General features: G+C 66.7%; 24 protein-coding genes. 18 read left to right on the top strand and 6 right to left on the bottom strand.

Translation table 11 applies throughout. The features are described from left to right. Positions 1 to 53: 53 nt before the first annotated feature. Positions 54 to 1,133 carry a heparin lyase I family protein gene (locus tag AC6RIC_RS06520; RefSeq protein ID WP_499735564.1) on the bottom strand — a complete coding sequence of 360 codons (1,080 nt, stop codon included), beginning with the start codon at positions 1,131 to 1,133 and terminating at the stop codon, positions 54 to 56. Between the two features lie 93 nt (positions 1,134 to 1,226). Between AC6RIC_RS06520 and AC6RIC_RS06525 the strand changes: the two genes are divergently transcribed. The 10 genes from AC6RIC_RS06525 to AC6RIC_RS06570 all read left to right on the top strand — a co-directional run bounded on the left by AC6RIC_RS06525 (position 1,227) and on the right by AC6RIC_RS06570 (position 13,789). Continuing rightward, positions 1,227 to 3,953, top strand: coding sequence for an ABC transporter transmembrane domain-containing protein (locus AC6RIC_RS06525; protein ID WP_499735565.1), 2,727 nt, complete (start codon positions 1,227 to 1,229; stop codon positions 3,951 to 3,953). After that, positions 3,950 to 4,399: a Crp/Fnr family transcriptional regulator gene (locus AC6RIC_RS06530; protein ID WP_454655569.1), complete on the top strand. Its 450-nt coding sequence runs from the start codon at positions 3,950 to 3,952 to the stop codon at positions 4,397 to 4,399. The genes AC6RIC_RS06525 and AC6RIC_RS06530 overlap by 4 nt, the downstream gene beginning before the upstream one ends. Positions 4,400 to 4,481: 82 nt before the next feature. After that, complete coding sequence (locus tag AC6RIC_RS06535; protein ID WP_499735566.1) at positions 4,482 to 6,224, top strand: adenylate/guanylate cyclase domain-containing protein; 1,743 nt, start codon at positions 4,482 to 4,484, stop codon at positions 6,222 to 6,224. 76 nt (positions 6,225 to 6,300) lie between these two features. Beyond that, positions 6,301 to 6,963: a class I SAM-dependent methyltransferase gene (locus AC6RIC_RS06540; protein ID WP_499735567.1), complete on the top strand. Its 663-nt coding sequence runs from the start codon at positions 6,301 to 6,303 to the stop codon at positions 6,961 to 6,963. Continuing rightward, the gene (locus tag AC6RIC_RS06545) at positions 6,960 to 8,210 is read left to right on the top strand and encodes a glycosyltransferase family 4 protein (RefSeq protein WP_499735568.1); all 1,251 of its coding nucleotides are present in this window, start codon (positions 6,960 to 6,962) and stop codon (positions 8,208 to 8,210) included. The genes AC6RIC_RS06540 and AC6RIC_RS06545 overlap by 4 nt, the downstream gene beginning before the upstream one ends. After that, a complete protein-coding gene (locus AC6RIC_RS06550; RefSeq protein ID WP_499735569.1) occupies positions 8,207 to 9,367 on the top strand; it encodes a glycosyltransferase family protein in 1,161 nt (386 codons plus the stop codon). The genes AC6RIC_RS06545 and AC6RIC_RS06550 overlap by 4 nt, the downstream gene beginning before the upstream one ends. Before the next feature lie 149 nt (positions 9,368 to 9,516). After that, a complete protein-coding gene (cobS, locus tag AC6RIC_RS06555) occupies positions 9,517 to 10,503 on the top strand; it encodes a cobaltochelatase subunit CobS (RefSeq protein WP_454655574.1) in 987 nt (328 codons plus the stop codon). Between the two features lie 16 nt (positions 10,504 to 10,519). Beyond that, positions 10,520 to 10,870: a GFA family protein gene (locus tag AC6RIC_RS06560; RefSeq protein WP_454655575.1), complete on the top strand. Its 351-nt coding sequence runs from the start codon at positions 10,520 to 10,522 to the stop codon at positions 10,868 to 10,870. Between the two features lie 31 nt (positions 10,871 to 10,901). Continuing rightward, positions 10,902 to 12,794, top strand: a complete 1,893-nt coding sequence (gene cobT / locus AC6RIC_RS06565) for a cobaltochelatase subunit CobT (protein ID WP_499735570.1) — start codon at positions 10,902 to 10,904, stop codon at positions 12,792 to 12,794. Next, a complete protein-coding gene (locus AC6RIC_RS06570) occupies positions 12,794 to 13,789 on the top strand; it encodes an esterase-like activity of phytase family protein (protein ID WP_499735571.1) in 996 nt (331 codons plus the stop codon). The genes cobT and AC6RIC_RS06570 overlap by 1 nt, the downstream gene beginning before the upstream one ends. A gap of 249 nt (positions 13,790 to 14,038) precedes the next feature. Here AC6RIC_RS06570 and rpmB read toward each other — a convergent pair whose 3' ends face one another. Then, entirely contained in the window at positions 14,039 to 14,326 is a 288-nt protein-coding gene (rpmB, locus tag AC6RIC_RS06575; protein ID WP_454655578.1) for a 50S ribosomal protein L28, read from the bottom strand. A gap of 288 nt (positions 14,327 to 14,614) precedes the next feature. Between rpmB and AC6RIC_RS06580 the strand changes: the two genes are divergently transcribed. Continuing rightward, the gene (locus AC6RIC_RS06580; RefSeq protein ID WP_454655579.1) at positions 14,615 to 15,424 is read left to right on the top strand and encodes a DUF3108 domain-containing protein; all 810 of its coding nucleotides are present in this window, start codon (positions 14,615 to 14,617) and stop codon (positions 15,422 to 15,424) included. 118 nt (positions 15,425 to 15,542) lie between these two features. Here AC6RIC_RS06580 and AC6RIC_RS06585 read toward each other — a convergent pair whose 3' ends face one another. Then, a complete protein-coding gene (locus AC6RIC_RS06585; RefSeq protein WP_499735572.1) occupies positions 15,543 to 15,875 on the bottom strand; it encodes an NIPSNAP family protein in 333 nt (110 codons plus the stop codon). Between the two features lie 2 nt (positions 15,876 to 15,877). After that, positions 15,878 to 17,062 carry a pyridoxal phosphate-dependent aminotransferase gene (locus AC6RIC_RS06590; protein ID WP_499735573.1) on the bottom strand — a complete coding sequence of 395 codons (1,185 nt, stop codon included), beginning with the start codon at positions 17,060 to 17,062 and terminating at the stop codon, positions 15,878 to 15,880. Positions 17,063 to 17,317: 255 nt separating this feature from the next. Here AC6RIC_RS06590 and AC6RIC_RS06595 point away from each other — a divergent pair, with 255 nt between their 5' ends. The 7 genes from AC6RIC_RS06595 (at position 17,318) to denD (AC6RIC_RS06625) (ending at position 24,666) form a co-directional block, all read left to right on the top strand. Further along, entirely contained in the window at positions 17,318 to 19,138 is a 1,821-nt protein-coding gene (locus tag AC6RIC_RS06595; RefSeq protein WP_499735574.1) for an IlvD/Edd family dehydratase, read from the top strand. A gap of 339 nt (positions 19,139 to 19,477) precedes the next feature. Then, entirely contained in the window at positions 19,478 to 20,317 is an 840-nt protein-coding gene (locus AC6RIC_RS06600; protein WP_499735575.1) for an isocitrate lyase/PEP mutase family protein, read from the top strand. Beyond that, on the top strand, positions 20,314 to 20,640 hold the full coding sequence (locus tag AC6RIC_RS06605; RefSeq protein WP_499735576.1) for an immunity protein CdiI family protein: 327 nt from the start codon (positions 20,314 to 20,316) through the stop codon (positions 20,638 to 20,640). Before AC6RIC_RS06600 ends, AC6RIC_RS06605 begins: the two co-directional genes overlap by 4 nt. Further along, positions 20,637 to 21,809, top strand: coding sequence for a GNAT family N-acetyltransferase (locus AC6RIC_RS06610; RefSeq protein WP_499735577.1), 1,173 nt, complete (start codon positions 20,637 to 20,639; stop codon positions 21,807 to 21,809). The genes AC6RIC_RS06605 and AC6RIC_RS06610 overlap by 4 nt, the downstream gene beginning before the upstream one ends. A gap of 12 nt (positions 21,810 to 21,821) precedes the next feature. Further along, entirely contained in the window at positions 21,822 to 22,568 is a 747-nt protein-coding gene (locus AC6RIC_RS06615) for an SDR family oxidoreductase (RefSeq protein WP_061970123.1), read from the top strand. 97 nt (positions 22,569 to 22,665) lie between these two features. Then, on the top strand, positions 22,666 to 23,652 hold the full coding sequence (gene denD / locus AC6RIC_RS06620; protein ID WP_499735578.1) for a D-erythronate dehydrogenase: 987 nt from the start codon (positions 22,666 to 22,668) through the stop codon (positions 23,650 to 23,652). A 33-nt stretch (positions 23,653 to 23,685) separates the two neighbouring features. Then, complete coding sequence (denD, locus tag AC6RIC_RS06625; RefSeq protein WP_454655587.1) at positions 23,686 to 24,666, top strand: D-erythronate dehydrogenase; 981 nt, start codon at positions 23,686 to 23,688, stop codon at positions 24,664 to 24,666. A 120-nt stretch (positions 24,667 to 24,786) separates the two neighbouring features. On the opposite strand, the gene AC6RIC_RS06630 is transcribed toward denD (AC6RIC_RS06625), so the two are convergent. Beyond that, a complete protein-coding gene (locus AC6RIC_RS06630) occupies positions 24,787 to 25,482 on the bottom strand; it encodes a GNAT family N-acetyltransferase (protein WP_454655588.1) in 696 nt (231 codons plus the stop codon). Between the two features lie 155 nt (positions 25,483 to 25,637). Then, a complete protein-coding gene (rpmA, locus tag AC6RIC_RS06635) occupies positions 25,638 to 25,904 on the bottom strand; it encodes a 50S ribosomal protein L27 (protein ID WP_061970119.1) in 267 nt (88 codons plus the stop codon). Positions 25,905 to 26,053: the final 149 nt, after the last annotated feature.

The raw sequence follows: 26,053 nt of genomic DNA on the forward strand, positions 1-26,053 counted from the left end.
TTACGTCGATACGTTCCCGGGAGCCTTACCGCTCTGCAGTTTTCCTCACGTCACTAGACGTCGAAAGCGACGGCTTGCCAATCGCTTTCAACGCTTCCGGTGGGCATTGCCCGATGCGGATGACATCGCTGCAACGGGGTCCGCGCCGGAAATCGTCGTAGCTGATGCTCCAGGGCAGGGGGCGGCGGCGCGCGATAGGGCCCCATCTTGAAATACTGGTTGTCGTCGAGCCCGGGGCTGCCATGGCCGATATGCCCCTGTAGGGTCACGGTATGGACGCCGCCGGCGATGACCTCGATATGGCCCTCGCCATCGGGGCCGGGCTGGGAGCGGATGACGAAATCAATCCAGCCCTGTTGCGCCGAGGGCAGGTCGGCATGGGATGCGACCCGGATTCCCGGCGCACAGGCGTTGAAATAGCTCGGAAAATTTTTCGTGGTCGTGCCGCTCTCGATCGCGATCAGCGCGCGGGTTTGCTGTGCCTCGGTGGAGTTGATCACGAGCGCCTCGCCGGGAAGGCAGCCCTCGGGGCGCTCGCTGCCGCCGATCGGATAGGAGGGAAACAGGTCGGTCTCGACGGTGATGCCGAGGCGCAAGGCGAGGAATGGCGAGTAGTCGCCGACGGCTTCGGGCAGGATTTCGCGCTTCCACTGCGCAATCACATATCTGCGATCATCCTGCGCGAGCGCATCGTTGAGGTGCAGGGCAAAGCCGTACCAGACCGTGCTGTGGAAGGGGACGAGCACCTCCGGGCGCTCCCAGATCTCGGTCCGCTCGCTGCATCCCACCGCATGCGAAAGGCAGGACGGCGCCACGACCACAGTCACGGCGCCGGCGCCGCTGTCGGGCGCGACACCATCGAAAACCACGCGGCCGGAGCGCTGCTCGGGATTGTCCGTATAGAAAAGCCCGCCTTCGGGGGCGAAATAGCCTCGCTCGAAACCGTCGTGCAGGATGCGCTGCGTGGGATCAGCCCCGGCCTCGGCGCGCGCAGAGGCGGTCAAAGCGCCGGCGAGACCGATCATGGCCGCACAGCACAGCATTCCCGACACGGCGACCCTGTTCACGCTTCCCCCGATGACGGACGCAGCCTCCACTCTGCAATGCCGGTACGGCCGCAGCGTGGCGCGCATTGCACTCGGCCGCAACCTCCCCACATATGGACGCCTCGGGCCCGCCGGACCCGTCGAGGTTGCGCCGCGAGCGCTTCGGTACGGGGTTGCCCCTTGGAGTCCAATCTCTTCCGTTACATCTGGCAGAAGAGCCGGGCGGAGCAGGTCGTCGTCCTGCTGATCATCCTTGTCTCGATCCCATTCAACTGGGCGTCCTTCGACGTGCCCAAGCGCATCGTCAACGACGCGATCCAGGGCGGCGCCTTCAAGGACGGCAAGACCACCGCGACGCTGATGGACTTCACCCTGCACCTGCCGTCATGGCTGGGCGGGGCGAGCTACAAGATCTCGGACGGCATCCAGGTCGGCCAGTACGGCCTGCTCCTGGGCTTGAGCACCTATTTCCTGCTGCTGGTGCTGATCAACGGCGCTTTCAAGTACGTCATCAACGTCCGCAAGGGCATTCTCGGCGAGCGGATGCTCCGGCGCATGCGCTACGATCTGTTCAGCCAGCTCATGCGCTTCCGGCCGGAGGAGATCCGCGCGGTCAAGCCGGCCGAGATCGCCAGCATGATCAAGGACGAGGTCGAGCCGATCGGCGGCTTCGTCGGCGATGCCTTCATCCAGCCGGTCTTCCTGCTCAGCCAGGCGCTGACGGCGCTGGTCTTCATCATGGCGCAGAGCTTCTGGCTGGGCTCGGTCGCGCTTTTGATCGTGCTGGCGCAGGCGATCATCATCCCGATCCTGCGGCGTGAGCAGCTCCGGCTCGGCCGCGAGCGCCAGATCGCCTCGCGCCAGCTCGCCGGCCGCATCGGCGAGATCGTCGATGCCGGGCCGATGATCCAGGGCCATGGCGCCACGGCCTATGTCCAGTCCGACATCGCCGGGCGGCTCGGGCGGCTCTTCGATATCCGCTACGCGCTCTACAAGCGGAAATTCGCGGTCAAGTTCCTGAACAACCTGCTGGCCCAGATCACGCCGTTCTTCTTCTACGCGATCGGCGGCTTCTTCGCGCTGCAGGGGCGGCTCGATATCGGCCAGCTCGTCGCGGTGATCGCCGCCTATCGCGACCTGCCGCCACCGATCAAGGAGCTGATCGACTGGGACCAGCAGCGCAACGACGTGACGATCAAGTACGATCAGGTCATCTCCCAGTTCAACACCGACGAAACCCTGGTCCTCGAGGAGGAGAGCGGCGTCAAAGCCCTGCCGGAAAAGGGCGAGATCCGGCTCGAATCCGTGCAGATGCTGGACAATCGCGGCCAGCCGCTGCTGACGCCGCTCTCGTTCAGCCTGCAACGGCCGGGCGTGGCCGCGGTGGTCGGCCCGCAGGGTGGCGGCAAGGACGTGCTCGGCCGGATCCTCGGCCGGCAGGCGACGAGCTATACCGGCCGCGTGCTGATCGACGGCGAGCCGCTGGCGGGCATGTCGGTCGAGCGGGCGAGCCATCTCATCGGTTATTCCGGCGACGAGCCCGAGATCATCGCCGGCTCGATGCGCGACAACATCCTGCTGCCGCTCCGGCGCCGGCGACCCGATCTCAAGACCGGCGGCGCGGTTTCGTCGCCGGAGCATCGCCGCTTCGTCGAGGCGATCCGCTCCGGCAATTCGCCCTTCCCGTTCGAAGCAGACTGGACCGACTATGAAGGGGTCGGCGTGACCGATGCGGCTGAGCTCGCGGCGCGGGTCCACGAATTGCTCGACGTCTTCGGCTGCACGCAGGAGGTCTACGAGCTCGGGCTCGGCGGGAAAGTGATGCGCCCCGTCAGCGAGCAGGCGACCGAACGTATCATCGAGGCGCGCCGCGTGGTCGCGGCCGAGCTCGCGCGAATCAAGCAGGGCGACCTGATCGAGCCCTTCGTGCTCGACCGCTACAACCGCAATGCCCCGATCATCGAGAACCTGATCTTCGGCACGCGGACGACGATGCGTTTCGACAGCGCGACCCTGCTGTTCGAGCCCTATGCCCAGTCGATCCTGAACGCGGAGGCGCTGGTCGAGCCATTGGCCGAGATGGGCCGGCGGATCGTCGCGACCGTCGTCGAGATCTTCGCCGGCCTGCCGCAGGGCCACGCGCTGTTCGAACGCTATTCCTTCGGCGCCAATTTCGAGTTCGAGCGCCTGAACGAGCTGGCGGAACTGCTGGCCAAGCACGACATGCGCAATCCGCTCGACCAGGAGACGGAACGCGACCTCGTCGCGCTGGCGCTCGGCTATATCGAGCCCAAGCACCGGCTGAACCTGATCGATGCCCGCCTGGAGCGGCGCATCCTCCGGGCGCGGGAGAGCTTCCGCAAGCATCTGCCGGCCGATGCGGTCGAGGATGTCGATTTCTACGATCCCGACACCGTGATGGTCGGCGCCAGCGTGCGCGACAACCTGATGTTCGGGCGTATCGGCTATGGCGTACCCGATGCCGCGCGCAAGGTGGGCGAGATCGCGCTGCAGGCGCTTGCTCGCTCCGGGCTGGGCGAGGCGCTCTACCGGCTGGGCCTCGATACCGAGAGCGGCATTCGCGGGCGCTTCCTGCCGGCGCGGCTGCGCCAGGCCGTGCCGCTTGTGCAGGCGCTGATCAAAGCGCCGCAGATCGCGGTGCTCGACATCTCGGCCCTGCTCGCGATTTCGGACGACCCCGAGGAGATCGTCGCCCGCCTGCACAGCTATTGCGCGGGCATGACGCTGTTTCTTCTGGTCGGAGATGCTAATCTTGCGAGAGAGGTCCCGCTGCGGGTGGTGTTCCACGGAGCGACGGGGACGGTCGAAGCGCAGGACGCGCCCGACGCGGCCAATGATCGGGCGTCGCGCTTCGAGAATGCCGGGCGAATGGAGGCACGGTCATGAGTCTGGAAACCGATCTCGGCTGCCTGCGCGGCATGCCGCTGTTTCAGGGCATGCCGGCGTCGCGGCTCAAGCTCGTCGCGCTGATGGGGGAGCGACTGCAATTCGAGCCGGGCGACATCCTGATCAGCCCGCAGGAGAAGCTCGCGGGCGTCTACGTCATCATGGAAGGCGAGGTCGAAATCCTGCAACCACGCGAGAACGGCGAGGAACGGGCCTTCGTCAAGGACACCGGCAGCATCACCGGCGACGTTGCGCTGCTCAGCGGCAAGCCGTTCAGCGTGACCATCCGGGCCAAGTCGCAGGTGTTGGCGTTGCGGATACCGAAGGACCTGTTCTTCGAACTGCTGCATACCGTGCCGGAGTTCAGCCTCGCGGTCTGCCGTGACCTGGCCGACCGGGTCCATCGGCTGGCCTCCGTGCTGCTGCACGAGCACGAAACCGTCTGACGAGGTCGATCAGCGCATGAACCGGCCGCAAGCTGCAGGCACGAATCGTACCGGAATGCCCCGCGGCGGCATGAGCGCGGGCATGGACCAGGTCTCGTCCTGGAGCCGGGATATCCGGCTCGTCTCCGGGCTGATCCTGCTCGCCTTCGCGACGACGCATTTCCTGAACCATGCCGTCGGCATCCTCGGCGTCGATGCCATGGAGAAGGTGCAGGACTGGCGCTACGGCCTCTGGCATTCCCGGGTCGGAACGGTCGCGCTCTACGGCGCACTGATCGTCCACCCGGTCTTCGCGCTGCTGCGCGTGGTGCAGCGACGCACCTTCAAGATGCCGCTGCGCGAAATGCTGCAGATCGCGCTCGGCCTCGCGATCCCGCTGCTGCTGATCGACCACATCATCAGCACGCGGATCATGGGCATCTATTTCGGCGTCGACGAGAGCTATCGCTCGGTGCTGCGGCGGCTCTGGCCGGGACTGGCGCTGACGCAGTCGCTGCTGCTGCTGCTGGTCTGGACGCATGGCATCATCGGCATCCACTTCATGCTGCGCGCCCGCGACAGCTATCGCCATTGGCGCGATCCCTTCCTGCTGGCGGCGATCCTGATCCCGCTTCTGGCGATTATCGGCTTCGCCGTGGGGGCGCGGGAGGCCGAGCGGCTGGCGATGCCGGCCGAACTGGTCAGCGATGCTCAGGCCGCGATGTTCGCCCGCGACGTGATGTGGGGGAAGGGCGGGTTCTACGGGCTCGTCGCCTGCTTCCTGCTCTTCATCGGCATCCGCGAGATCAGGGTTCGCACGACGCGCCAGATCACGGTGCGCTTCGTCGGCCATGGCACGCGCCGGCTGGCCCCGGGGCCGACCGTGCTGGAGATGTTCCGGCGCTTCGGCATTCCCCATGCGGCGCTCTGCGGCGGGAGGGCGCGCTGCGCCACCTGCCGCGTGCTGGTGATGGACGGCAACGACAAGCTGCCGAGGCCCGGCATGAACGAAGCCAAGCTGCTGCGCCGGATCTCGGCGCCCGAGGGCGTCCGGCTCGCCTGCCAGATCCGGCCGCGCGACGATCTGCAGGTGCAGCTCCTTCTGGCCTCGCGGCTGAATGCCGGTGCGGGCCGCGCCCTCGAACTCGACGATGCCGCCGGCAAGCGCGGCCTGACCGTGGTGGTGGCCGATCTCAGGGCGTTCTCCGCTCTTTCCGAACGGCAATTGCCGCGCGAATTGATCGGTCTGCTCAATCGGTTCTTCGACGAGATGGGGCAGGCGATCACCGCGCATGAAGGGCGGATCGACGCCTTCTATGGCGACGGCTTCATGGCTGTATTCGGCTTGGAAGGCCCGCCCGCGCGTGGGGCGCAGGCCGCGATCGCGGCTGCCGGCGACATCGTTCGGGCGGTCGATGCGATCAACCGCGAATATGGCGCGGCGCTGCCTTTGCCGTTGCGGATCGGCATCGGTATCCATACGGGCGATGCCGTCACCGGCGCGGTCGAGAACGACAATCTCGGCCGGCGCGAGATCACGGTTGGCGAGAGCGTCATGGTCGCGAGCCAGCTCGAATCGGCGACCCGGCGCGTGCTGGCCGATGTCGTCGTCTCCGAGGACACGATCAGGGCGAGCGGGCGCAGCTATGCCGGCACGACGGCGCTGAAGATCGCGATCAAGGGGCGGGAGAAGCCGCTGACCGCCTATGGCTTCGCCAGCGCGCCGGAAATCGCCCGCCGCAAGCGCGAGGATGTGGCCGTGCCGGTGCCCGTGGTGGCCGGGAGCGAGGCGACGACACCGGCGGAGGTGGTGCGGGATCAGGACGAGACAGGCGAAAAAGGCTGATCCTTGCGCGGGCCGCTGGTTTTTTCCGGGCGCGCATGCCTATGGTCCGCCGGCTTTTCCTCGTGACGACTGAGACATGACGCCCGAACCGCCCCAAGAGGCCTTTCACGACCTGCTGCGCGGCATGGCGGCGCTCTCGGGCCATCGCATCGTCGCCGATATCGCGCGGCTCTACGGCAAGGGCGCGCCGCCTGACCTCTCGATCGCCTGCAACCACAAGCAGATCGCCTCGAAGCAATGGCTGGTCGAGGCGCTGGTGGAGACCTATCCGAAGCCCGAGGGGCCTGTCTGGGTGCTCGGTGCCTGGTATGGCGTGCTCGGCGCCCTGCTGCTCGACGATGAAAGGCTCGCGATTCCCGAAATCATCAGCCTCGATATCGACCCGACCTGCGCGCCGGTCGCGGACATCCTGAACCATCGCCATGTCGCGGCGGGGCGGTTCCGGGCGGTGACGGCGGACATGATGGCGGTGGATTTCGCGGCGCAGTCGCCGGCGCCGGGGCTCGTCATCAACACGAGCTGCGAGCATCTCGACGATGTGCAGGGCTGGATCGCGACCCTGCCGAAGGGGGGGGCGCTGGTGCTGCAGTCCAACGACTATTTTCGCGAGCCGGACCACCGGAGCTGCGTGCCCTCGCTCGATGCCTTCCGCGAGCAGGCGGGGCTGTCGGAGGTCTGGTTTGCAGGCGCCCGGCCGGCGAAGAACTACACGCGCTTCATGCTGATCGGGCGGCGATGACGGAGCCTACGCGGCCGCGCATCGCGGTGGCGATGAAAGGTTATCCGCGCCTGTCGGAGACCTTCATCGCGCAGGAATTGCTGGGCCTGCAGCAGCACGGCCTGCCCTTCGAGATCTGGTCGCTGCGCCATCCGACCGATGCGGCTAAGCATCTGATGCACCAGCAGATCACGGCACCTGTGCGCTATCTGCCGGAATATCTGCATGACGAGCCGGCACGCGTGGCGCGTGGATTGCTGGCGGCCTTGTTGCGGCCGGGCCTGCTGCAGCTCCTGCCGGTCTTCCTGCGCGATCTCGCCCGCGACCGGACGCGCAATCGCTGGCGCCGCTTCGGGCAAGCCTGCGTGATGGCGCATGAATTGCCCCGGGATATCACGCACTTGCATGTGCATTACCTGCACACGCCGGCTTCGGTGATCCGCTATGCCGCCCTGCTTGGTGGCCTGACATGGTCGTTCTCGGCCCATGCCAAGGACATCTGGACCACCGAGGACTGGGAGAAGCGCGAGAAGATCGCTTCGGCCGCGTGGGGCGTCACCTGCACGCGCGACGGGCATCGCGAACTCGAACGCCTCTCCGACCGGCCCGACAAGGTCGCGCTGCTCTATCACGGGCTCGATCTCGCGCGTTTTCCGGCGCCGGGACCGCGATCAGCGCGGGACGGCTCCAACGCGAACGATCCCGTGCGCTTCGTCACCATCGGGCGGGCCGTGGCGAAGAAGGGCTTCGACGACCTGCTGGAAGCCTTGGCCAAGCTGCGTTGCACGCTCAACTGGCGCCTCACGCATATCGGCGGCGGCGAGAAGCTGAAGGCTCTGCAGGCGCAGGCGCAGGCGCTCGGCCTCGATGACCGGGTCATCTGGGCCGGACCGAAGGCGCAGGACGAGGTCATCGCCGCGCTGCGGGCGGCCGATCTCTTCGTGCTGCCCTCGAAGGAGGCCGGGGACGGCGACCGCGACGGCCTGCCCAATGTGGTGATGGAGGCAGCGAGCCAAGGCTTGCCGATCGTCGCGACCGATTTCGCGGGGATACCGGAATTCGTACGTGACGGCGTCGAGGGCCAGTTGGTGCCGCCGGGCGATGTCGCCGCTCTGGCCGTCGCGCTGGGTGAACTTGCCGGGGCGCCCGGAAAGCGTGCGATGTTGGGTGAGGCGGCTTATGCGCGCCTGACGGAAGCTTTCTCGGCGCAGGCCGGGCTCGACCGGGTCGCGGCGATGCTGAAGCGCTCGGCCGGAGGGGGGGCATGAGCGCCTCCGTCCTGATTGCGGTGACGCATCTGCTCGGCAGCGGCCATCTGGTGCGGGCGGCCAATCTGGCACGAGCATTGGCACAGGGCGGTTTCTCCGTGACGCTGGCCAGCGGCGGCATGCCGTTGCGCGCGATGGAGGGGGAGCCCTTCGCCTTCGTGCAATTGCCTGTGATCAGGACCGAGGGCACCGATTTCCGCACGCTGCTGGACGAGGCTGGCCAGCCGATCGAACCGGAGCGCAAGACCGCCCGCATCGCCATGCTCGAAGAGCTGGCCGCGCGATTGCGGCCCGATGTCGTGATCGTCGAGCATTTCCCCTTCGGCCGGCGGCAATTGGCGGAGGAGTTCCTGGCCCTGATTGCAGCTGTGAAGGCGGCGCGGCCCGTGGCGCTGGTGCTCTCCTCGGTGCGCGACGTGCTGGTGACGCCGCGGCCTGACCGGATCGCGGAGGCCGAGGAGCGGATCGCCGGGATGTTCGATGCGGTCCTGGTCCATGGCGATGCCGGCTTCCTGCCGCTCGACCGGTCATGGCCGGTGGGCGAAGGGCTGGCGGGGAAGCTGCGCTATACCGGTTACATCGCCGACGACCGGTCCGTTGGAGACGCGCAGGAGAATGGCGAGATCATCGTCTCCGGCGGCGGCTCGGGCGCTGCCCTGCCGCTCTTCGCCTGCGCGGTCGCGGCGGCGCGGCTCGACCGGTCCGGGCGACGCTGGCGGCTTCTCGCGGGGCGCGGCATGGCGGAGGTCGATCTGGCGCTGCTGGCGGCCGAAGCTGTCGACAGGGTCGTGATCGAGCGGGCGCGGCCGGATTTTCCCGCATTGCTTGCCGGTTGCGCCGTTTCGATCAGCCAGGCCGGCTACAATACGGTGCTCGACCTCGTCGCGGCTGGCCGGCCGGCGATCGTCGTGCCCTTCGATGCCGGCAACGAGACCGAGCAGACGGTCCGGGCCGAGGCGATGGAGCGGGCGGGGCTGGCGCGCTGCTTCCGCCTGTCTGGAGATTTCGTCGCGGACGCGGTGGCACTCGCGGATGCCGTTGGGGGAGCCATCGGCTCCCGGCCGCCGGCCTTGCCCATCGACCGAGACGGCGCCGTCCGCTCGGTTGCTATCGTGACCGAGCTTCTCGCCGTGGCCGCTGCCCGCGCAGGACACTGAGCCGGCATGCCCTTTGCGTGGGCCGGGGTGCAGCTTTGCGAATTGCCGCTTCCGGTCTTTCGCTCTAATGAGGGACGATCCGCCTCCCTCCTCGGTCGGCTCTGGGTTAACCGGCGAATTCCGGTCATGGCCCCTTGCCTGGAGACAAGATGATGACGACGACGACTGCGCCCGGCCTGCCCGACATCAAGCTGTCGGTGCGCCAGACTTTCGGGATCGATTCCGATCTCGAGGTGCCGGCCTATTCCGCAGCCGATCCGCATGTGCCGGACCTCGACCCGGATTACCGATTCGACCGCGACACCACGATCGCGATCCTCGCCGGCTTCGCTCATAACCGCCGCGTCATGATCTCGGGCTATCACGGCACCGGCAAGTCGACCCATATCGAGCAGGTCGCGGCCCGCCTCAACTGGCCCTGCGTCCGCGTCAACCTCGACAGCCATGTCTCGCGCCTCGACCTCGTCGGCAAGGACGCGATCGTGCTGAAGGAAGGCAAGCAGATCACCGAGTTCCAGGACGGCATCCTGCCCTGGGCGCTGCAGAACAACATCGCGCTCGTCTTCGACGAATACGATGCCGGCCGCCCGGACGTGATGTTCGTGATCCAGCGCGTGCTGGAGCAGTCCGGCAAGCTGACGCTGCTCGACCAGAAGCGCGTCATCCGCCCGCATGCGGCCTTCCGCCTGTTCGCCACGGCCAACACGGTCGGCCTCGGCGACACCTCCGGCCTCTATCACGGCACCCAGCAGATCAACCAGGGCCAGATGGACCGCTGGTCGATCGTCACCACGCTGAACTACCTGCCGCATGATAACGAGGTCGCGATCGTTCTCGCGAAGTCGAAGCATTTCCAGAGCACGCCGGAAGGCCGGGACGTCATCAACAAGATGGTCCGTGTCGCCGATCTCACCCGCAACGCCTTCATGAACGGCGATCTCTCGACCGTGATGAGCCCGCGTACGGTCATCACCTGGGCCGAGAACGCGGCGATCTTCGGCGATATCGGCTTCGCCTTCCGCGTCACCTTCCTGAACAAGTGCGACGAGATGGAGCGCACGCTGGTGGCGGAGTTCTTCCAGCGCTCCTTCGGCAAGGAACTGCCGGAAAGCGCCGCGAACGTGGTGCTCAGCTAACAGGAGGGCACGAGCCATGGCGCAGTATCAGGGAAGCTGCCACTGCGGGCGGGTCGCCTACGAGGTCGAAGCCGATCTCGCGCAGACGATCACCTGCAACTGCTCCTACTGCCAGCGCCGCGGCTCGATCCTCACGTTTTCGCCCGCCAGCGCCTTCACCCTGACCAAGGGCGAGGACGCGCTGACCGAGTACCGTTTCCACACGCAGAAGATCCAGCATCTCTTCTGCGAGACCTGCGGCATCGAGTCCTTCGCGCGCGGCGCGATGCCGGACGGAACGCCGACGGTCGCGATCAATGTGCGCTGCCTTGCCGGTGTGGAGCCGACCGAGCTCCAGTCGATCCAGTACGACGGCCGGTCGCGGTAACAGTCACGGAACCCAGAGGACGGCCTCAGTCTTGTCCATCTCGAACCGCAAGCCAGGAACGCCGAAAGAGGCTCCGGCCGAGCCGCTGAAGCGGGCGATCTCCGGCGCCATGAAGGCGATCGCGCGCAAGCCGGAGATGGAAGTCGTCTTCGCTGCCGACAAGCCCTCGCTGGTCGGCGAGCGGGCGCGCCTGCCTGAGCCGCCGCGCAAGCTCAGCCCCGGCGACGTGGCGATCCTGCGCGGCCATGCCGATTCGATGGCGCTGCGCCTCGCCTGCCATGATGCCGCGATCCACCGCCGCGCTGCGCCGGAAGGCGATGCCGCCCGGGCCGTGTTCGACGCCGTCGAGCAGGCGCGCGTCGAATCGATCGGCGCGCGGCGGATGTCCGGCATGGCCGGCAACATCACCGCGATGCTGGAAGATCGCTATCATCGCGGCGGCCGCTACGAGGAAATCACCGACCGGGCTGACGCGCCGCTGGAAGATGCGCTGGCGCTGATGGTGCGCGAGCGCCTGACCGGCCTGAAGCCGCCGAAGGCGGCCGAGAAGGTCGTCGAGCTCTGGCGCGAGCAGATCGAGGCCAAGGCCGGCGGCGATCTCGACCGGCTGACCAAGACGATCGAGGACCAGCGTGGCTTCGCCCGCACGGTGCGCGACATGCTGGCCGCGCTCGACATGGCCGAGCAGACGGCGCAGGGCGACGAGCAGGACGAGGACGAGGACAACCAGGACCAGTCCTCCGAGGATCAGCAGCAGCAGGACGGCGAATCCGAACAGGAGAGCGGCGCCGACCGTTCCGAGGTCGAGGTCAGCGAGGACGCGACCGAGGAACTGCAGGAGGGCGCCTCCGAGGCGACCGACGCGCCGGCCGGCGATTGGGAGGAGGAGGACGAGAACTCCGAATCCGAGGAGGCCGGCGAGGCCCCGCGTCCGCGCGAGAGCCGCGGCAACGAGCGGCCGCAGACTGACTACAAGGCCTATACCCAGAAGTTCGACGAGGTCGTCACGGCCGAGGAGCTCTGCGACGCCGAGGAGCTGACGCGTCTGCGCGCCTATCTCGACAAGCAGCTCGCCCATCTCCAGGGTGTGGTTGCGCGCCTCGCCAACCGCTTGCAGCGGCGCCTGATGGCGCAGCAGAACCGGACCTGGGAATTCGACCTGGAGGAGGGCGCGCTCGACCCGGCCCGCCTGCCGCGCATCATCCTCGACCCGTTCCAGCCGCTCTCCTTCCGGCAGGAATCGGACACGAATTTCCGCGACACGGTCGTCACCCTGCTGATCGACAATTCCGGCTCGATGCGCGGCCGGCCGATCACGGTCGCGGCGACCTGCGCCGACATCCTGGCCCGGACGCTGGAGCGCTGCGGCGTGAAGGTCGAGTTGCTCGGCTTCACCACGCGCGCCTGGAAGGGCGGGTTGTCGCGCGAGGCCTGGCTGCAATCGGGCAAGTCGGCCAATCCCGGCCGCCTGAACGATCTCCGCCACATCATCTACAAGGCGGCGGACGCGCCCTGGCGGCGCGCGCGCAAGAATCTCGGGCTGATGATGCGCGAGGGGCTGCTCAAGGAGAATATCGACGGCGAGGCGCTGGACTGGGCGCATAAGCGCATTCTCGGCCGACCCGAGCAGCGCAAAATCCTGATGGTGATCTCGGACGGCGCGCCGGTCGACGATTCCACCCTCTCGGTCAATGCCGGCAATTATCTCGAGCGGCATCTGCGCCATGTCATCGCCGAGATCGAGACGCGCTCGCCGGTCGAGCTCATCGCTATCGGCATCGGCCATGATGTGACGCGCTATTATCGTCGCGCGGTCACCATCGTCGATGCCGAGGAGCTCGGCGGGGTGATGACCGAGAAGCTCGCCGAGCTGTTCGAAGAGGACGGTCCGGGCGGTTCCGGCGCCAAGCGCCGCGGCCACTGATGCGTCTCACGCGCCGCGCCGCGCTGGCAGGGCTCGGCGCGCTGGCGCTGCCCAGCGCCGCGCTGGCGGTCGAGCAGACCCGGTTCCCCATCGGGGTCTCTGCCCGGCCGATCACGGCTTTCGAGCCGCGGCGGCCGGAGCAGCGCCGTTTCGGTGCACTGCAATTCCGCAGCGGGCTCGTGCTTTCCTCCGGCCATCCGCGCTTCGGCGGGTTGTCAGGTCTCGCGCGCCTCAATGGCGGACGCGATCTCGTCGCGGTGACGGATCGTGGCTACTGGCTGACCGCGAAGGTCGGCTCCAGCAACGGCAAGCTGACCGGGCTTGAAGATGTCGAGATGGCGGCGATTCTCGGCGGCTCCGGCCGGCCGCTCTCGCGCTCGGGGCTCTACGACACCGAAAGCCTCTGCGTCCATGACGGCACGGCTTATGTCGGCATCGAGCGCAAGCACGAGATCGCGCGTTTCGACTGGGCGCGCGATGGCGTCGAGGCGCGGGCCCGGCCCGTGCCTGTGCCGCCCGAGCTGAAGCGCCTGCCGCGCAATCGCGGGCTGGAGGCGCTCGGCGTCATGCCCGTGGGGCCTCTGAAGGGGGCGCTGGTCGCGATCGCGGAACGTTCGGGCAAGGAGGACGAGCCGACGCTCGGCGCGCTTGTCGGCGGCCCGCAGCCCGGCCTGTTCAGGCTCGCCCGGCATGACGGCTACGACATCACCGATCTCGCCTTCCTGCCATCCGGCGACATGCTGGTGCTGGAGCGCTGGTACCAGCCGCTGCGCGGCGTCGGCATGCGGATCAGGCGAATCGCCGGGCGCGACATCCGGCCGGGTGCGTTGGTGGACGGTCAGCGCCTGATCGAGGCCGATCTCGGCTTCGAGATCGATAACATGGAGGGGTTGTCGGTCCATCTGGAGGAGGGGCGCACGGTGCTGACCCTGATCTCGGACGACAATTTCTCGTTCCTGCAGCGCACGCTGCTGCTGGAGTTCGAGCTGCTGTGAGGCCTTCCCTTCTCCCCCTGCGGGAGAAGGTGGCCCGGAGGGCCGGATGAGGGGGCGCACAGGTCTTGAAAGCTTCGGAGAACGCCATGAAACGCTTGCGAGCAGTGTCGCGAGACCCCTCACCCTAACCCTCTCCCGCAAGGGGCGAGGGGATGGCGCGCGTGGCGGCCAGTCATCTTCGTCTGATGCGCCCAAACGAAAAAAGCGGCCTTGCGGCCGCTTCCTTCAAACCCGAGGGTTAAAGCCCACTCAGTTGGCGGCGAGCTTCTTCTCGAGGTCGCGCTTCAGCGTGGCAGCGCCCGTCGAGAGGTCGCCGGCCGCAGCCTTGAGCAGGAAGGCGTCGAGGCCGCCGCGATGCTCGACCGAACGCAGGGCGTTGGCCGAAACGCGCAGGCGCACCGAACGGCCGAGGGCGTCCGACTGCAGCGTGACGTTCACGAGGTTCGGACGGAAGACCGTCTTCGTCTTGCGGTTCGAGTGGCTGACGAGGTGGCCGGTCTGGGTGGCTTTCCCGGTCAGTTCGCAACGGCGGGCCATGATATCGTTCCTTACATCCCCGGGGGCGCTCAAACAAAAAAACCGACACGTGACGTGCCGGCGAGCACCGGAAGTCAAATTGAAGTCGCGGTTCCATAGCCAAGGGCGGAGCTTGCGTCAAGGAAAACTCCGGCAAGCCGTTCACATGGCCTTCAGCGTTAACGGGGTGTAAAGATCGGGGTCCGATGCTTCAACCGGCCGTCGCTTCGCCGCGCGGGGAAGTCGGTCACGATTCGGGCCGATTCACAGTGCATTCAGCGCAGGATCGCGCCGTTCCGGAGACAATGGATGAAGTCCGCCGCCGCATCGTCCCTCGCAGGCTTCGTCCTCGCCGCCTGTCTGGGCACGGGAGCCGGCGCGGCCTCGCTCGACGCGCGCTATGACGTGTCTCTGCTGGGAATCACCCTGGGCACGGCGAGCCTCAGCGGCGGAATCGACAATTCCGGCTACAAGCTCGACATGTCAGCGAAGCTGACGGGAATCGCCGGTGGCGTCACCGGCGGGCGCGGCTCGGGCGCGGCCACGGGCACGCTCGTCGGCGGCCGGCTCGCGCCGAAGACCTTCGCGGTGAGCTCCGCCAATTCGAGCGAGAGCCGGACCGTCAGGATGGCGTTGGCCGAGGGCGGCGTCGCCGGCATCGATATCGAGCCACCGATCGACGAGAAACCCGATCGCGTGCCGCTCAACGACAGCCACAAACGCAATATCGTCGATCCGCTCAGCGCCTTCCTGATGCCGGTCAACGGCAAGGGCAAGGACGGCGCCTGCAACCGCACGCTGCCGATCTTCGACGGTGCGGCGCGCTACGACATCAAGCTGTCGAGCGCCGGCACGCGCAACGTCACGCTCGAAGGCTATAGCGGCCCGGTCTCGATCTGCCAGGCGCGCTTCGTGCCGATCGCCGGCCACAGGGCGCTCAGGCCCAGCACCAAGTTCATGGCGGAGAATCGCGACATCACGACCTGGCTCGCGCCGATCGCCGGTACGGACGTGATGGTGCCGGTGCGGATCTCCGTGAAGACGATGATCGGTACCGCCGTGATCGAGGCCTCGAGCTTCAAGGTCGATCCCGGCGTGACCGCCAGCGCGCGGAACTGAGCCGCGTAACCGTCATTGCGAGCGTAGCGAAGCAATCCAGGGAGACGTAGCGCTCTGCCGCCCCTGGATTGCTTCGTCGCTTTGCGCCTCGCAAAGACGATGGGGTTGTGCGGTCGCTTCAGGGCGCGCGCTTGACGCCCTGGTCGTCCTCGAAGACCGGCCTGAAGAACGAGCGCTCATAGCTGATGATGAAGCGCTCCTTCTCGTTCATCGCGAAGGCTGCCTGGCATTCGGGATCATTGAAGGACCGCTTGCGGTAATCCTCATAAGCGGCCAGCGATGGAAAGCTGAACATCGCGAGCGCGACGTTCGACACGCCCTCTGAGGGCATGAAATAGCCGTGATGCTTGCCGCCGAACTTCTCGACCAACCGGATCCAGAGCTTGCCATAGGCCTCGAAGGCTTCGAGCTTATGGGGATCGATGACGTAGCGCAGGTAGCAGGTGACCATGGTCAGGCGGCCTTTGCGGTGCTGAGGAAGGTCTTCATCCGCTCCAGCGCCTTCTCGATATTATCGAGGGAGTTCGCATAGGAGAGGCGGATATAGCCCTCGCCATGGACGCCGAAATCGGGGCCGCCGATGGTGGCGACGCCGGTTTCCTCCAGCAGGGCCGAGGCCAGCTTCTTCGCCTTCCAGCCGGTCTGCGAGACGTTCGGGAAGGCGTAGAAGGCGCCCCTGGGCTCGATGCAGGAGACGCCGGGCAGGCCGTTCAGGCCCTTGACCACCGCCTTCCGGCGCCGGTCGAACTCGGCGAGCATCATATGGACCGCGTCCTGCGGGCCGGTCAGTGCTGCGAGGCCCGCCCATTGCGCGGGGGCGTTGACGCAGGAATGCGAGTTCACCGCGAGCTTGCGGGCATTGTCGAGCAGTGGCTTGGGCCAGATCGAGTAGCCCAGGCGCCAGCCGGTCATGGCATAGGTCTTGGACCAGCCGTTGAGCAGGATCAGCCGGTCGCGGATCTCGGGATAGCTGAGCAGGCAGACATGTTTCTCGCCGTCATAGACCATCTGGTCGTAGATCTCGTCCGACATCACCGCGACATCGGGGAATTTGGCGAGACCAGCGACGAGCTTGTCGATCTCGGCCTTGGGCGTGACGCCGCCGGTCGGGTTCGCTGGCGAGTTGATGATGAGCAGCCTCGTCTTCGGCGTGATCAGGGCCAGCGTCTCCTCGGCGGAGAAGGCGAAGCCGTTCTCCTCGCGGATCGGCACCGGGATCGGCGTCGCGCCGGTATATTCGATCATCGAGCGATAGATCGGGAAGCCGGGGTCCGGATAGAGGATCTCGGCGCCGGGCTCGCCGAACATCAAGATCGCCATGAACATGGTGACCTTGCCGCCCGGCACGATCATCACGCTCTCGGGCGAAACCTCGACCGCGAAGCGCTTGTGCAGGTCGGCGGCAACCGCCTCGCGCAGCGGCAGGATGCCATTGGCCGGGGTGTAGCCGTGGTGGCCGTCGCGCAGCGCCTTCACCGCGGCCTCGACGATATGGTCCGGCGTCGAGAAATCCGGCTGGCCGATGCCGAGATTGATGATGTCCTTGCCCTGGCGCTGCAATTCGGTGGCACGCGCCAGCACGGCGAAGGCGTTCTCCTCGCCGATCCGGGAGAAGGAGGGGACGACGTGAAGGGGCATGGCGCGTTTCCTCGAGCTTCGCTGGCGTGGCGGCCGGCTCGCTTGTCTTGGCGCCAAAGCGGCACGGCTGGCAAGCGCGGGCGGCGCATTGCGGGATTGTTGCATGCTGCATACAGCATGATTAAATAGTATGACTATCAGCCAGATTGGGCCTTGCCGAGCCGCGGGCGATCGGCATGATGGCTAGTCTCAAATCGTTTGAATGTGAGATCGGCAAGCGGCCGCCAGCGCCGCGCCGAACGAGAGGAAACGAGGATGGCCAAGGCACCCGGCAAGAAGCCCGTTCGGCGCATCAAGCCCGAGCAGCTGCGCTCGAAGGCGTGGTTCGACAATCCCGACAATGCCGACATGACCGCGCTCTATATCGAGCGCACCATGAATTTCGGCCTGTCGCGGGAAGAGCTGCAATCGGGCCGGCCGATCATCGGCATCGCCCAGACCGGCTCCGACATCGCGCCCTGCAACCGCCACCATATCGAGCTGGCCTCGCGTGTCCGCGACGGCATCCGCGAGATGGGTGGCGTGCCCTTCGAGTTCCCGATCCATCCGATCCAGGAAACCTGCAAGCGCCCGACCGCGGCGCTCGACCGCAACCTGCAATATCTCAGCCTCGTCGAGATTCTCTATGGCTATCCGCTCGACGGCGTCGTGCTGACGACCGGCTGCGACAAGACCACGCCGGCCCAGATCATGGCGGCCGCGACGGTCGACATCCCGGCGATCGCGCTGCCGGGCGGGCCGATGCTGAACGGCTCGTTCCGCGGCGAGCGCACGGGCTCCGGCACGATCGTCTGGAAGGCGCGCCAGATGATGGCGGCCGGCGAGATCGACTATAAGGGCTTCGTCGATCTGGTCGCTTCGTCGGCGCCGTCGGCCGGCCATTGCAATACGATGGGCACGGCCTCGACGATGAACTCGCTGGCCGAAGCCATGGGCATGACGCTGCCCGGCGCCGCCGCGATCCCCGCGCCGTACCGCGACCGCTACGAGATGGCCTATCTCACCGGCAAGCGCATCGTCGAGATGGTCTGGGAGAACCTGATCCCCTCGAAGATCCTGACGCGCGAGGCGTTCGAGAACACCATCGTCATCAACTCGGCGATCGGCGGCTCGACCAATGCGCCGGTCCATGTCAACGCCATCGCCAAGCATATCGGCGTGAAGCTCGACAACGAGGACTGGACCAAGGTCGGCTACGATATCCCGCTGCTGGTGAACCTGCAGCCGGCCGGTGAGTATCTTGGCGAGGACTACTATCGCGCCGGCGGCCTGCCTGCCGTGATCGCGGAGCTGATCGAGAAGGGCAAGCTCAAGCCCGCGATCACCGCCAATGGCAAGACTCTGGAAGAGAACTGCAAGGGCGCCTTCTCGATCGCCCGCGAGGTGATCAAGAGCTACGACCAGCCGATGAAGGCCCAGTCGGGCTTCCTCAACCTCTCCGGCAACCTGTTCGATTCCGCGATCATGAAGACCAGCGTGATCACGCCGGAATTCCGCAAGCGCTATCTGGAGAACCCGAAGGACCCGATGGCCTTTGAAGGTCGCGCCATCGTCTTCGACGGGCCGGAGGATTACCACCACCGCATCGACGATCCGGCGCTGGCCATCGACGAGCACTGCATCCTGTTCATCCGCGGCGTCGGCCCGATCGGGTATCCGGGCGCAGCCGAGGTCGTGAACATGCGGCCGCCGGATTACCTGATCAAGAAGGGCATCACGGCGCTCGCCTGCGTCGGCGATGGCCGCCAGTCCGGCACGTCCGGTTCGCCCTCGATCCTCAATGCCTCGCCGGAAGCGGCGACCGGCGGCGGGCTCGCCATGCTCAAGATGGGTGACAAGGTCCGCATCGACCTGAAGAAGCGCACCGCCAATATCCTGATCTCGGATGAGGAGCTGGCAGAGCGCAAGGCGGCGTTCAAGGCGGCCGGCGGCTACAAGTATCCGAAGAGCCAGACGCCCTGGCAGGAGATCCAGCGCAAGATCGTCGACGAGCTCTCCGAGGGCATGGTCCTCAAGCCGGCGGTCAAGTACCAGAAGATCCACAAGAAGTTCGGCATTCCGCGCGACAACCACTGACGTGAAGCGCGTTTGAAGGGTGTCTTCCCGTGCGCGCTGCGGCATGTGAATGCCGCGGCGCAGACATGGGACCGTCACCCGGAAAAGGTGCCTTATCGAGCGCGGCGATGGGCGCCTTCTCGTCGGACGATCCCGCATCTGCGCAGCGGCACTTCGCGCCGCGGCGCGTGCGGGATGACACATTTCATCGGCGTGCTTTCGCCCGCGCCGCTCCCCACGCCATTCCGCCCGCGCATCGGCGTTCGCTGCGCGACGCGCGCCCAACGGGGCTGACAAACGATACGACCCTCGACACTATGGCAGTCGTTCGTTCCGCCTCCATTTGAAACGATTTAAATCATGGCACAGAGCCCCCAGGTCGAAGCCTTCCGCAAGCTCCACGAGGCCGGCTGCTTCGTGATGCCCAATCCCTGGGATTTTGGCTCGGCCCGCTGGCTGCGCGGGCAGGGCTTCAAGGCGCTGGCGACAACGAGCGCGGGCTATGCCTTCACGCAGGGGCGCGCCGACCAGGACGTGCCGCGCGACATGATGCTGAGCCACCTCGCAGAGATCGTGAAAGCGGTGCCGGACCTGCCGGTCAATGCCGATTTCGAGAACGGCTATGCCGATACGCCCGATGGCGTCGCCGCCAACGTCAAGCTCTGCGTCGCGACCGGCGTCGCCGGCCTCTCGATCGAGGATGCGACCGGGCGCCAGGACGAGCCGCTCTATCCGTTCGAACTCGCGGTCGAGCGGATCAAGGCGGCGCGCAAGGCGATCGACGAGACCGGCTCCGGCGTGGTGCTGACGGCGCGCGCCGAATGCTACCTGACCGGCCATGCCGAGCCGCTGAAGGAATCGGTGCGGCGGATCGAGGCCTATGCGGCCGCTGGTGCCGACGTGCTCTATGCGCCCGGCCCGAAGACCCCGGCCGATATCGCGGCGATCGTCGCCGCGGCCGGCGGCAAGCCGGTCAACACGCTGATCTACGGCGATTTCGGACTGTCGGTTGCGGATATCGCGGCGACCGGCACACGGCGCATCTCGATCGGCGGCGCGCTGGCGCGGGCGGCCTGGGCCGCCTTCATCGAGGCGACGCGCCTGATCGCGGAGGAGGGCAGCTTCAAGGGCTTTGCCGGCAACGGCCCCTCGGCGCCGCTGAACCCGTTCTTCACCGCGGACCTGAAGGCGCGCTCGTGAGCCAGACCCTGCTCATCGCCCCGGCCTGGCTTGGGCATAGCGGCCTCTGGGCGATCGACGCAAAGGGCCGGCGCAAGGCCATCGATGCCGATGATGCGGGCTTGTCCGACGATCTCGCGGACCGGCTGGAAGCCTGGATGGATGCGTTCGACGCGATCTATGAAGAGGATGACGAGGCGCGCTCGCGCTTTCCCGACGCCGTCGAGCAATTGGCCTGGGAAGCGGAGGGTGCGGCCATCGTCGAGGCGATCCGCGAAGAATTGGGCGCCAGCTGGACGGTTACTGCTGATCTCACTGGCTGGCAGGAGATGACGAAGCCATGATGCCGATGATCGCACCGCCCGCTCAGTCCACGGTTCCCGCAGGCTGGAAGGCGCCGCCGTTCCCGCCGGCCAAGGTTCTGGAAGGCCAGTATTGCCGGCTGGAGCCGCTCGATGTCGCCAGGCATATCGACGACATCTGGGCCTGCGATGTCGCGCGCGACGATGTCTGGGCCTGGCTCCCGGCCGCGCCGCCGAAGAGCAAGGACGAATACCGCGCCCTGCTCGACTCGATGGTGGCCAAGGCCGGGATCGTGCCGCTCGCGGTGATCGACAAGGCCGACGGCAAGGCCAAGGGTCATCTCTGGATCATGGAGATCCGGCCTGAGCACGGCGTGTTCGAGGTCGGCTGGATCACTTATTCGCCGGCCCTGCAGCGGACACGCGCGGCGACCGAGGCGATCTATCTCGTCGGCGATTACGGCTTCTCGCTCGGCTATCGTCGCTACGAGTGGAAGTGCAACAACCGGAACGAGCCTTCCAAGCGCGCCGCCCTGCGCTTCGGCTTCCTGTACGAGGGCCTGTTCCGCCAGCACATGGTGGTGAAGGGCGCCAATCGCGACACCGCCTGGTTCTCGATCCTCGATGGCGAATGGCCGGTGCGGGCGCAGGCTTTCCGGCGCTGGCTGGCGCCGTCCAATTTCGATGCTCAAGGCCAGCAGAAGCTCTCGCTCGGCGCCTTCAATCAGACCGGCGGCCATGTCGGCGCGGTCGCGCTGCGCCGGGCCGGGCTTGCCGATATCCCGGCGATCCTCGCGCTCAAGAACGCCGCCTATACGCCGAACGAAAGCATCATCGGCGTGCCCTCGCTGCCCCGCATCGCCGACTACACACAGGTCGTCGCCGAGCATGAGGTCTGGCTCGCGGAAGGCGAGGGCGGTGAACTGGAAGCCGCGCTGGTGCTCGATATCGAGCCTGAGGATTTCACCGTCTGGAGCGTCGCTGTCGCGCCCGAGGCCGGCGGACGCAAGCTCGGGGCCGCGCTGATGGGTTTCGCCGACGAACGGGCGCAGGCGCTCGGCTATGCTTCGGTCCATCTCTACACCCATGCCAAGCTGACCCAGCGCATCGGCTGGTACGAGCGGCTGGGCTTCGCCATCACGCATCATGAGGACATGGCCGACCGGCGGCTGACCCATATGCGCAAAACCCTAGCAAAAGCCGGGCAATAAAAGGAAACGAGCATGGCAGGACGTTTGAAGGGCAAGGTCGCGGTCGTCACCGCCGCGGGGCAGGGGATCGGCCGGGCCATCGCCGAGGCTTTCGTCGCCGAGGGCGCCACCGTCTGGGCGACCGACAAGGACGTCGCCCTGCTGGAGGGCATTCCGAAGGCGAAGAAGCGCAAGCTCGACGTGCTCTCCAGCAAGGCGGTCAACGCCTTTGCCGAGAAGGTCGGGCCTGTCGACATCCTCGTCAACGCCGCCGGCTTCGTCCATCATGGCACCGTGCTCGACACCGACGACAAGGCCTGGGACTTCTCCTTCGACCTCAACGTCAAGTCGATGCACCGCACGATCCAGGCCTTCCTGCCGGGCATGCTGGCCAAGGGCTCGGGCTCGATCGTCAACATCGCCTCGGGCGCCGGCTCGGTGCGCGGCATCCCGAATCGCTACGCCTATGGCGCGACCAAGGCGGCAGTGATCGGCCTGACCAAGGCGGTTGCGGCCGACTACATCAAGAAGGGTGTGCGCGCGAACGCGATCTGCCCCGGCACGATCCAGTCGCCCTCGCTCGACCAGCGCATCAAGGACCTCGCTCAGGCGACGAAGACGACCGAGGCTGCCGCCCGGCAGGCCTTCATCGACCGCCAGCCGATGGGCCGGCTCGGCACGGCCGAGGAGATCGCCGCGCTCGCCGTCTACCTTGCAGCGGACGAGTCAAGCTACACCACCGGCCAGATCCATCTGGCGGATGGCGGCTTCGCCCTCTGAAGCCTGCTTCCTGATGGAGGGCGCCTGCCGCCCTCCATTTTCCTGACGCGGTTGCCATCAAGAGCGACCCGAGACGCGAACCGGACAGGGAGAGGTCATGCATGTTCTGATCACGGGTGCGGCCGGCATGGTCGGCCGCAGGCTGGCGGAGCGTCTGGCGCGCGAAGGCCAATGCGCCGGCCAGGCGATCGACAGGCTGACGCTGACCGATGTGGTTCCAGCCTCGCTGCCGTCCGAGCTTGCCGGCCGGGCGACGATCCGCGTCGAGGATGCCGGCGACGTGGCGGTCGCGAAGCAGCTCGCTGCGCTGCGGCCGGACCTGATCTTCCATCTCGCCGCGATCATCTCCGGCGAGGCCGAGCGCGATTTCGACAAGGGCTACCGCGTCAATCTGGACGGCATGCTGAACCTTCTGGAGGCGGTCCGGCACGAGGGCGGTGCTGCCTATGTTCCGAAGCTCGTCTTCACCAGTTCGAGCGGCATCTTCGGCGCGCCGTTCCCGCCGTCGATCTCCGACGAATTCCACGTCACGCCGCTGACGAGCTACGGCACGCAGAAGGCGATCGGCGAATTGCTGCTCGCCGATTATTCCCGGCGCGGCTTCGTCGAGGGCGTCGGCATCCGCTTCCCCTCGATCGTGGTTCGGCCGGGCAAGCCCAATGCCTCGGCCGGCGGCTTCTTCTCCGGCATCATCCGCGAGCCGCTGCAGGGCGTGGAGGCGCTCTTGCCGGTCGGCGACGAGGTGATCTTCACCCATGCGAGCCCGCGCTCGGCCGTTGGCTTCCTGGTCCATGCCGCCGGGCTCTCGCGCCAGCAGCTCGGCCCGCGCGTCAACCTGACCATGCCCGGCGTCTGCGTCACCGTCGGCGAGCAGATCGAAGCGCTTCGGCGCATTGCCGGCGAAAGGGCGGTGAAGCTGATCCGGCGTGCGCCCGATCCGGCCTCCGCTGCGATCGTCGCGGGCTGGCCGACGCGCTTCGATGCCAAACGTGCGCTGGCGCTGGGCTTCACGGCCGAACGCGATTTCGACGAGATCATCCGCGTCCATATCGCAGACGACCTCGGCGGCCATTTCCCGAACTGACGAAACTCAAAGCAAACCTTCAGGATAGAACCGATGCATATTCTCGTTCTCGGCGGCGCCGGCATGGTCGGCCGCAAGTTCATCGAGCGGCTGGCGCGCGACGGCCAGCTCGGCGGGAAGCCAGTGACGCGCGTGACGGCGCAGGACGTTGTCGTGGCTTCGCCGCCGCCGGCCGCGCCCTTCGATTTCGAGGCGGTGGTCTCCGATCTCTCGATCCACGGCGAATCCGAGAAGCTGATCGCGACGCGGCCGGAAGTGATCATCCATCTTGCGGCGGTGGTCTCGGGCGAGGCCGAAGCTGATTTCGACAAGGGCTACCGGATCAATCTCGACGGCACGCGCTATCTCTTCGAGGCGATCCGCCATGCCGAGGGCTACACGCCGCGCGTGGTCTTCACCTCTTCGGTCGCGGTGTTCGGCGCGCCCTTTCACGACAAGATCGAGGACGAGTTCTTCACCACGCCGCTAACCAGCTACGGCACGCAGAAGGCGATCGGCGAGCTCCTGCTCTGCGACTATTCGCGGCGCGGCTTCTTCAATGGCGTCGGCATCCGCCTGCCGACGATCTGCGTGCGGCCGGGCAAGCCGAACAAGGCGGCCTCCGGCTTCTTCTCCAACATCATCCGCGAGCCGCTGAACGGCGAGGAGGCGGTGCTGCCGGTGTCCGACCAGGTCCGCCACTGGCATGCCTCGCCGCGCTCGGCGGTGGGCTTCCTCGTCCATGCCGCGACGATGGACACGGCCGCGATCGGCCCGCGCCGGGCGCTGACCATGCCGGGCTATTCCTGCACCGTCGCCGAGCAGATCGAGACCTTGCGCAAGGTCGCCGGCGAGAACGTGGTGAAGCGCATCCGTCGCGAGACCGATCCGGTGATCGACGGGATCGTCGCCGGCTGGCCGCGCAACTTCGATCCGCAGCGGGCGCTGGCACTCGGCTTCAAGGCGGAGGCGAATTTCGAGGAGATTATCCGCGTGCATATCGAGGACGAGCTGCACGGGACGTTCGTGAAGTAAGACGAAACTGCGGTTCCGTCATGGTCGGGCTTGTCCCGACCATCCACGCCTTCGTCGGTCATAGTCCGTGTTCAAGACGTGGATGCTCGCCACAAGGGCGAGCATGACGGCTGCAGGCTCTTACGCCGGGCAGGGCTCGGCCTGCTCCTGCTGGCGGCGCGATGGCATGCCCAGCGCCGGCTGGCCGCGCACGGGCTGCTCCTCCGGCTCCAGCTCGGGCGCATGGGCCCAGCCGCTGGCGCTCCAGCTCTTGAGCGCCGCCCAGGTCGAGCGGTCGAGCCGGAACTGCTCGCAGGGGAACAGCCCGCCGCGCGCCGGCAGCGACTTGAGGAAGGAGCCTTCGGCCCGGAAGCCGGACTTCTCCAGCACCCGCCGCGAAGCCGGGTTGATGACGCGGGTATCCGCCTCGATCGCGGGCAGGTCGATCAGCGAGAACAGGCTGTCGATCAGGCCCTGCACCGCCTCGGTCGCGTAGCCCTTGCCCCAGTGCGGAGTGCCGAGCCAGTAGCCGATGAAGGGCACGCCCGAAGCCTGCTTGTGCGCGCCGATCATGCCGATCAGCTCGTTCGGCTTCGAACGCGGCGTGATCGCCAGCATGAGGTGCTCACCCAGCGCATTGCCCTTGCGGGCCCCGAAGATGAAGGGCTCGACCGCCTGGGACGGGTAGGGATGGGGAATCGATGCCGTCATCTCCGCCACCGCCTTTTCGCCGGCAAGGCGCAGGATCGCATTGGCATCGGCCATGCGGGGCCAACGCAGCCAGAGACGCCGGGTCTCGAGCCGGAAGACATCGTCGCGGGTCAGTTCGGGGAACATATCGTCTCTCCGTCGGCGCAAACGAAAAAAGGGAGCTGGGACTTTGGTCCCATCTCCCCTTCGCTGACCTTCGGGAGACCCTATTCGGGCCTTTTAACCCTTGATCCGTTCGGTTCGATGGAACCGGCGGATCGAGAGATTTCCCTATCCGCCTATTACTCTGCGGCCTCTTGGGCCGGGACTACGTTCACGAAAGCTCGGCCGAGTTTCGTCGTGAATCGGACTCGGCCATTCGCCGTCGCAAAGAGGGTATGGTCTTTGCCCATGCCGACATTGGCGCCGGCATGCCACTTGGTGCCGCGCTGACGGATAATGATGTTGCCGGGAATGACGGCCTGATCGCCGAACTTCTTGACGCCGAGGCGCCGGCCTTCGGAATCGCGACCGTTGCGGGATGAACCGCCTGCCTTTTTGTGAGCCATAACGCCCTACCTCAAAACTTGTCGTGTCTCTCTAACCCGAATCGGCGGCGAAAGCCACCCGCATCGGATACGAAATGCCGGAACACCATTCTGTCAGGAGCGACAGACCGGGACGTGAGCCTCGGCAATGGTGATCCGGCGTGGATATC

Source organism: Allobosea sp. TBD101 (genome assembly GCF_059817965.1).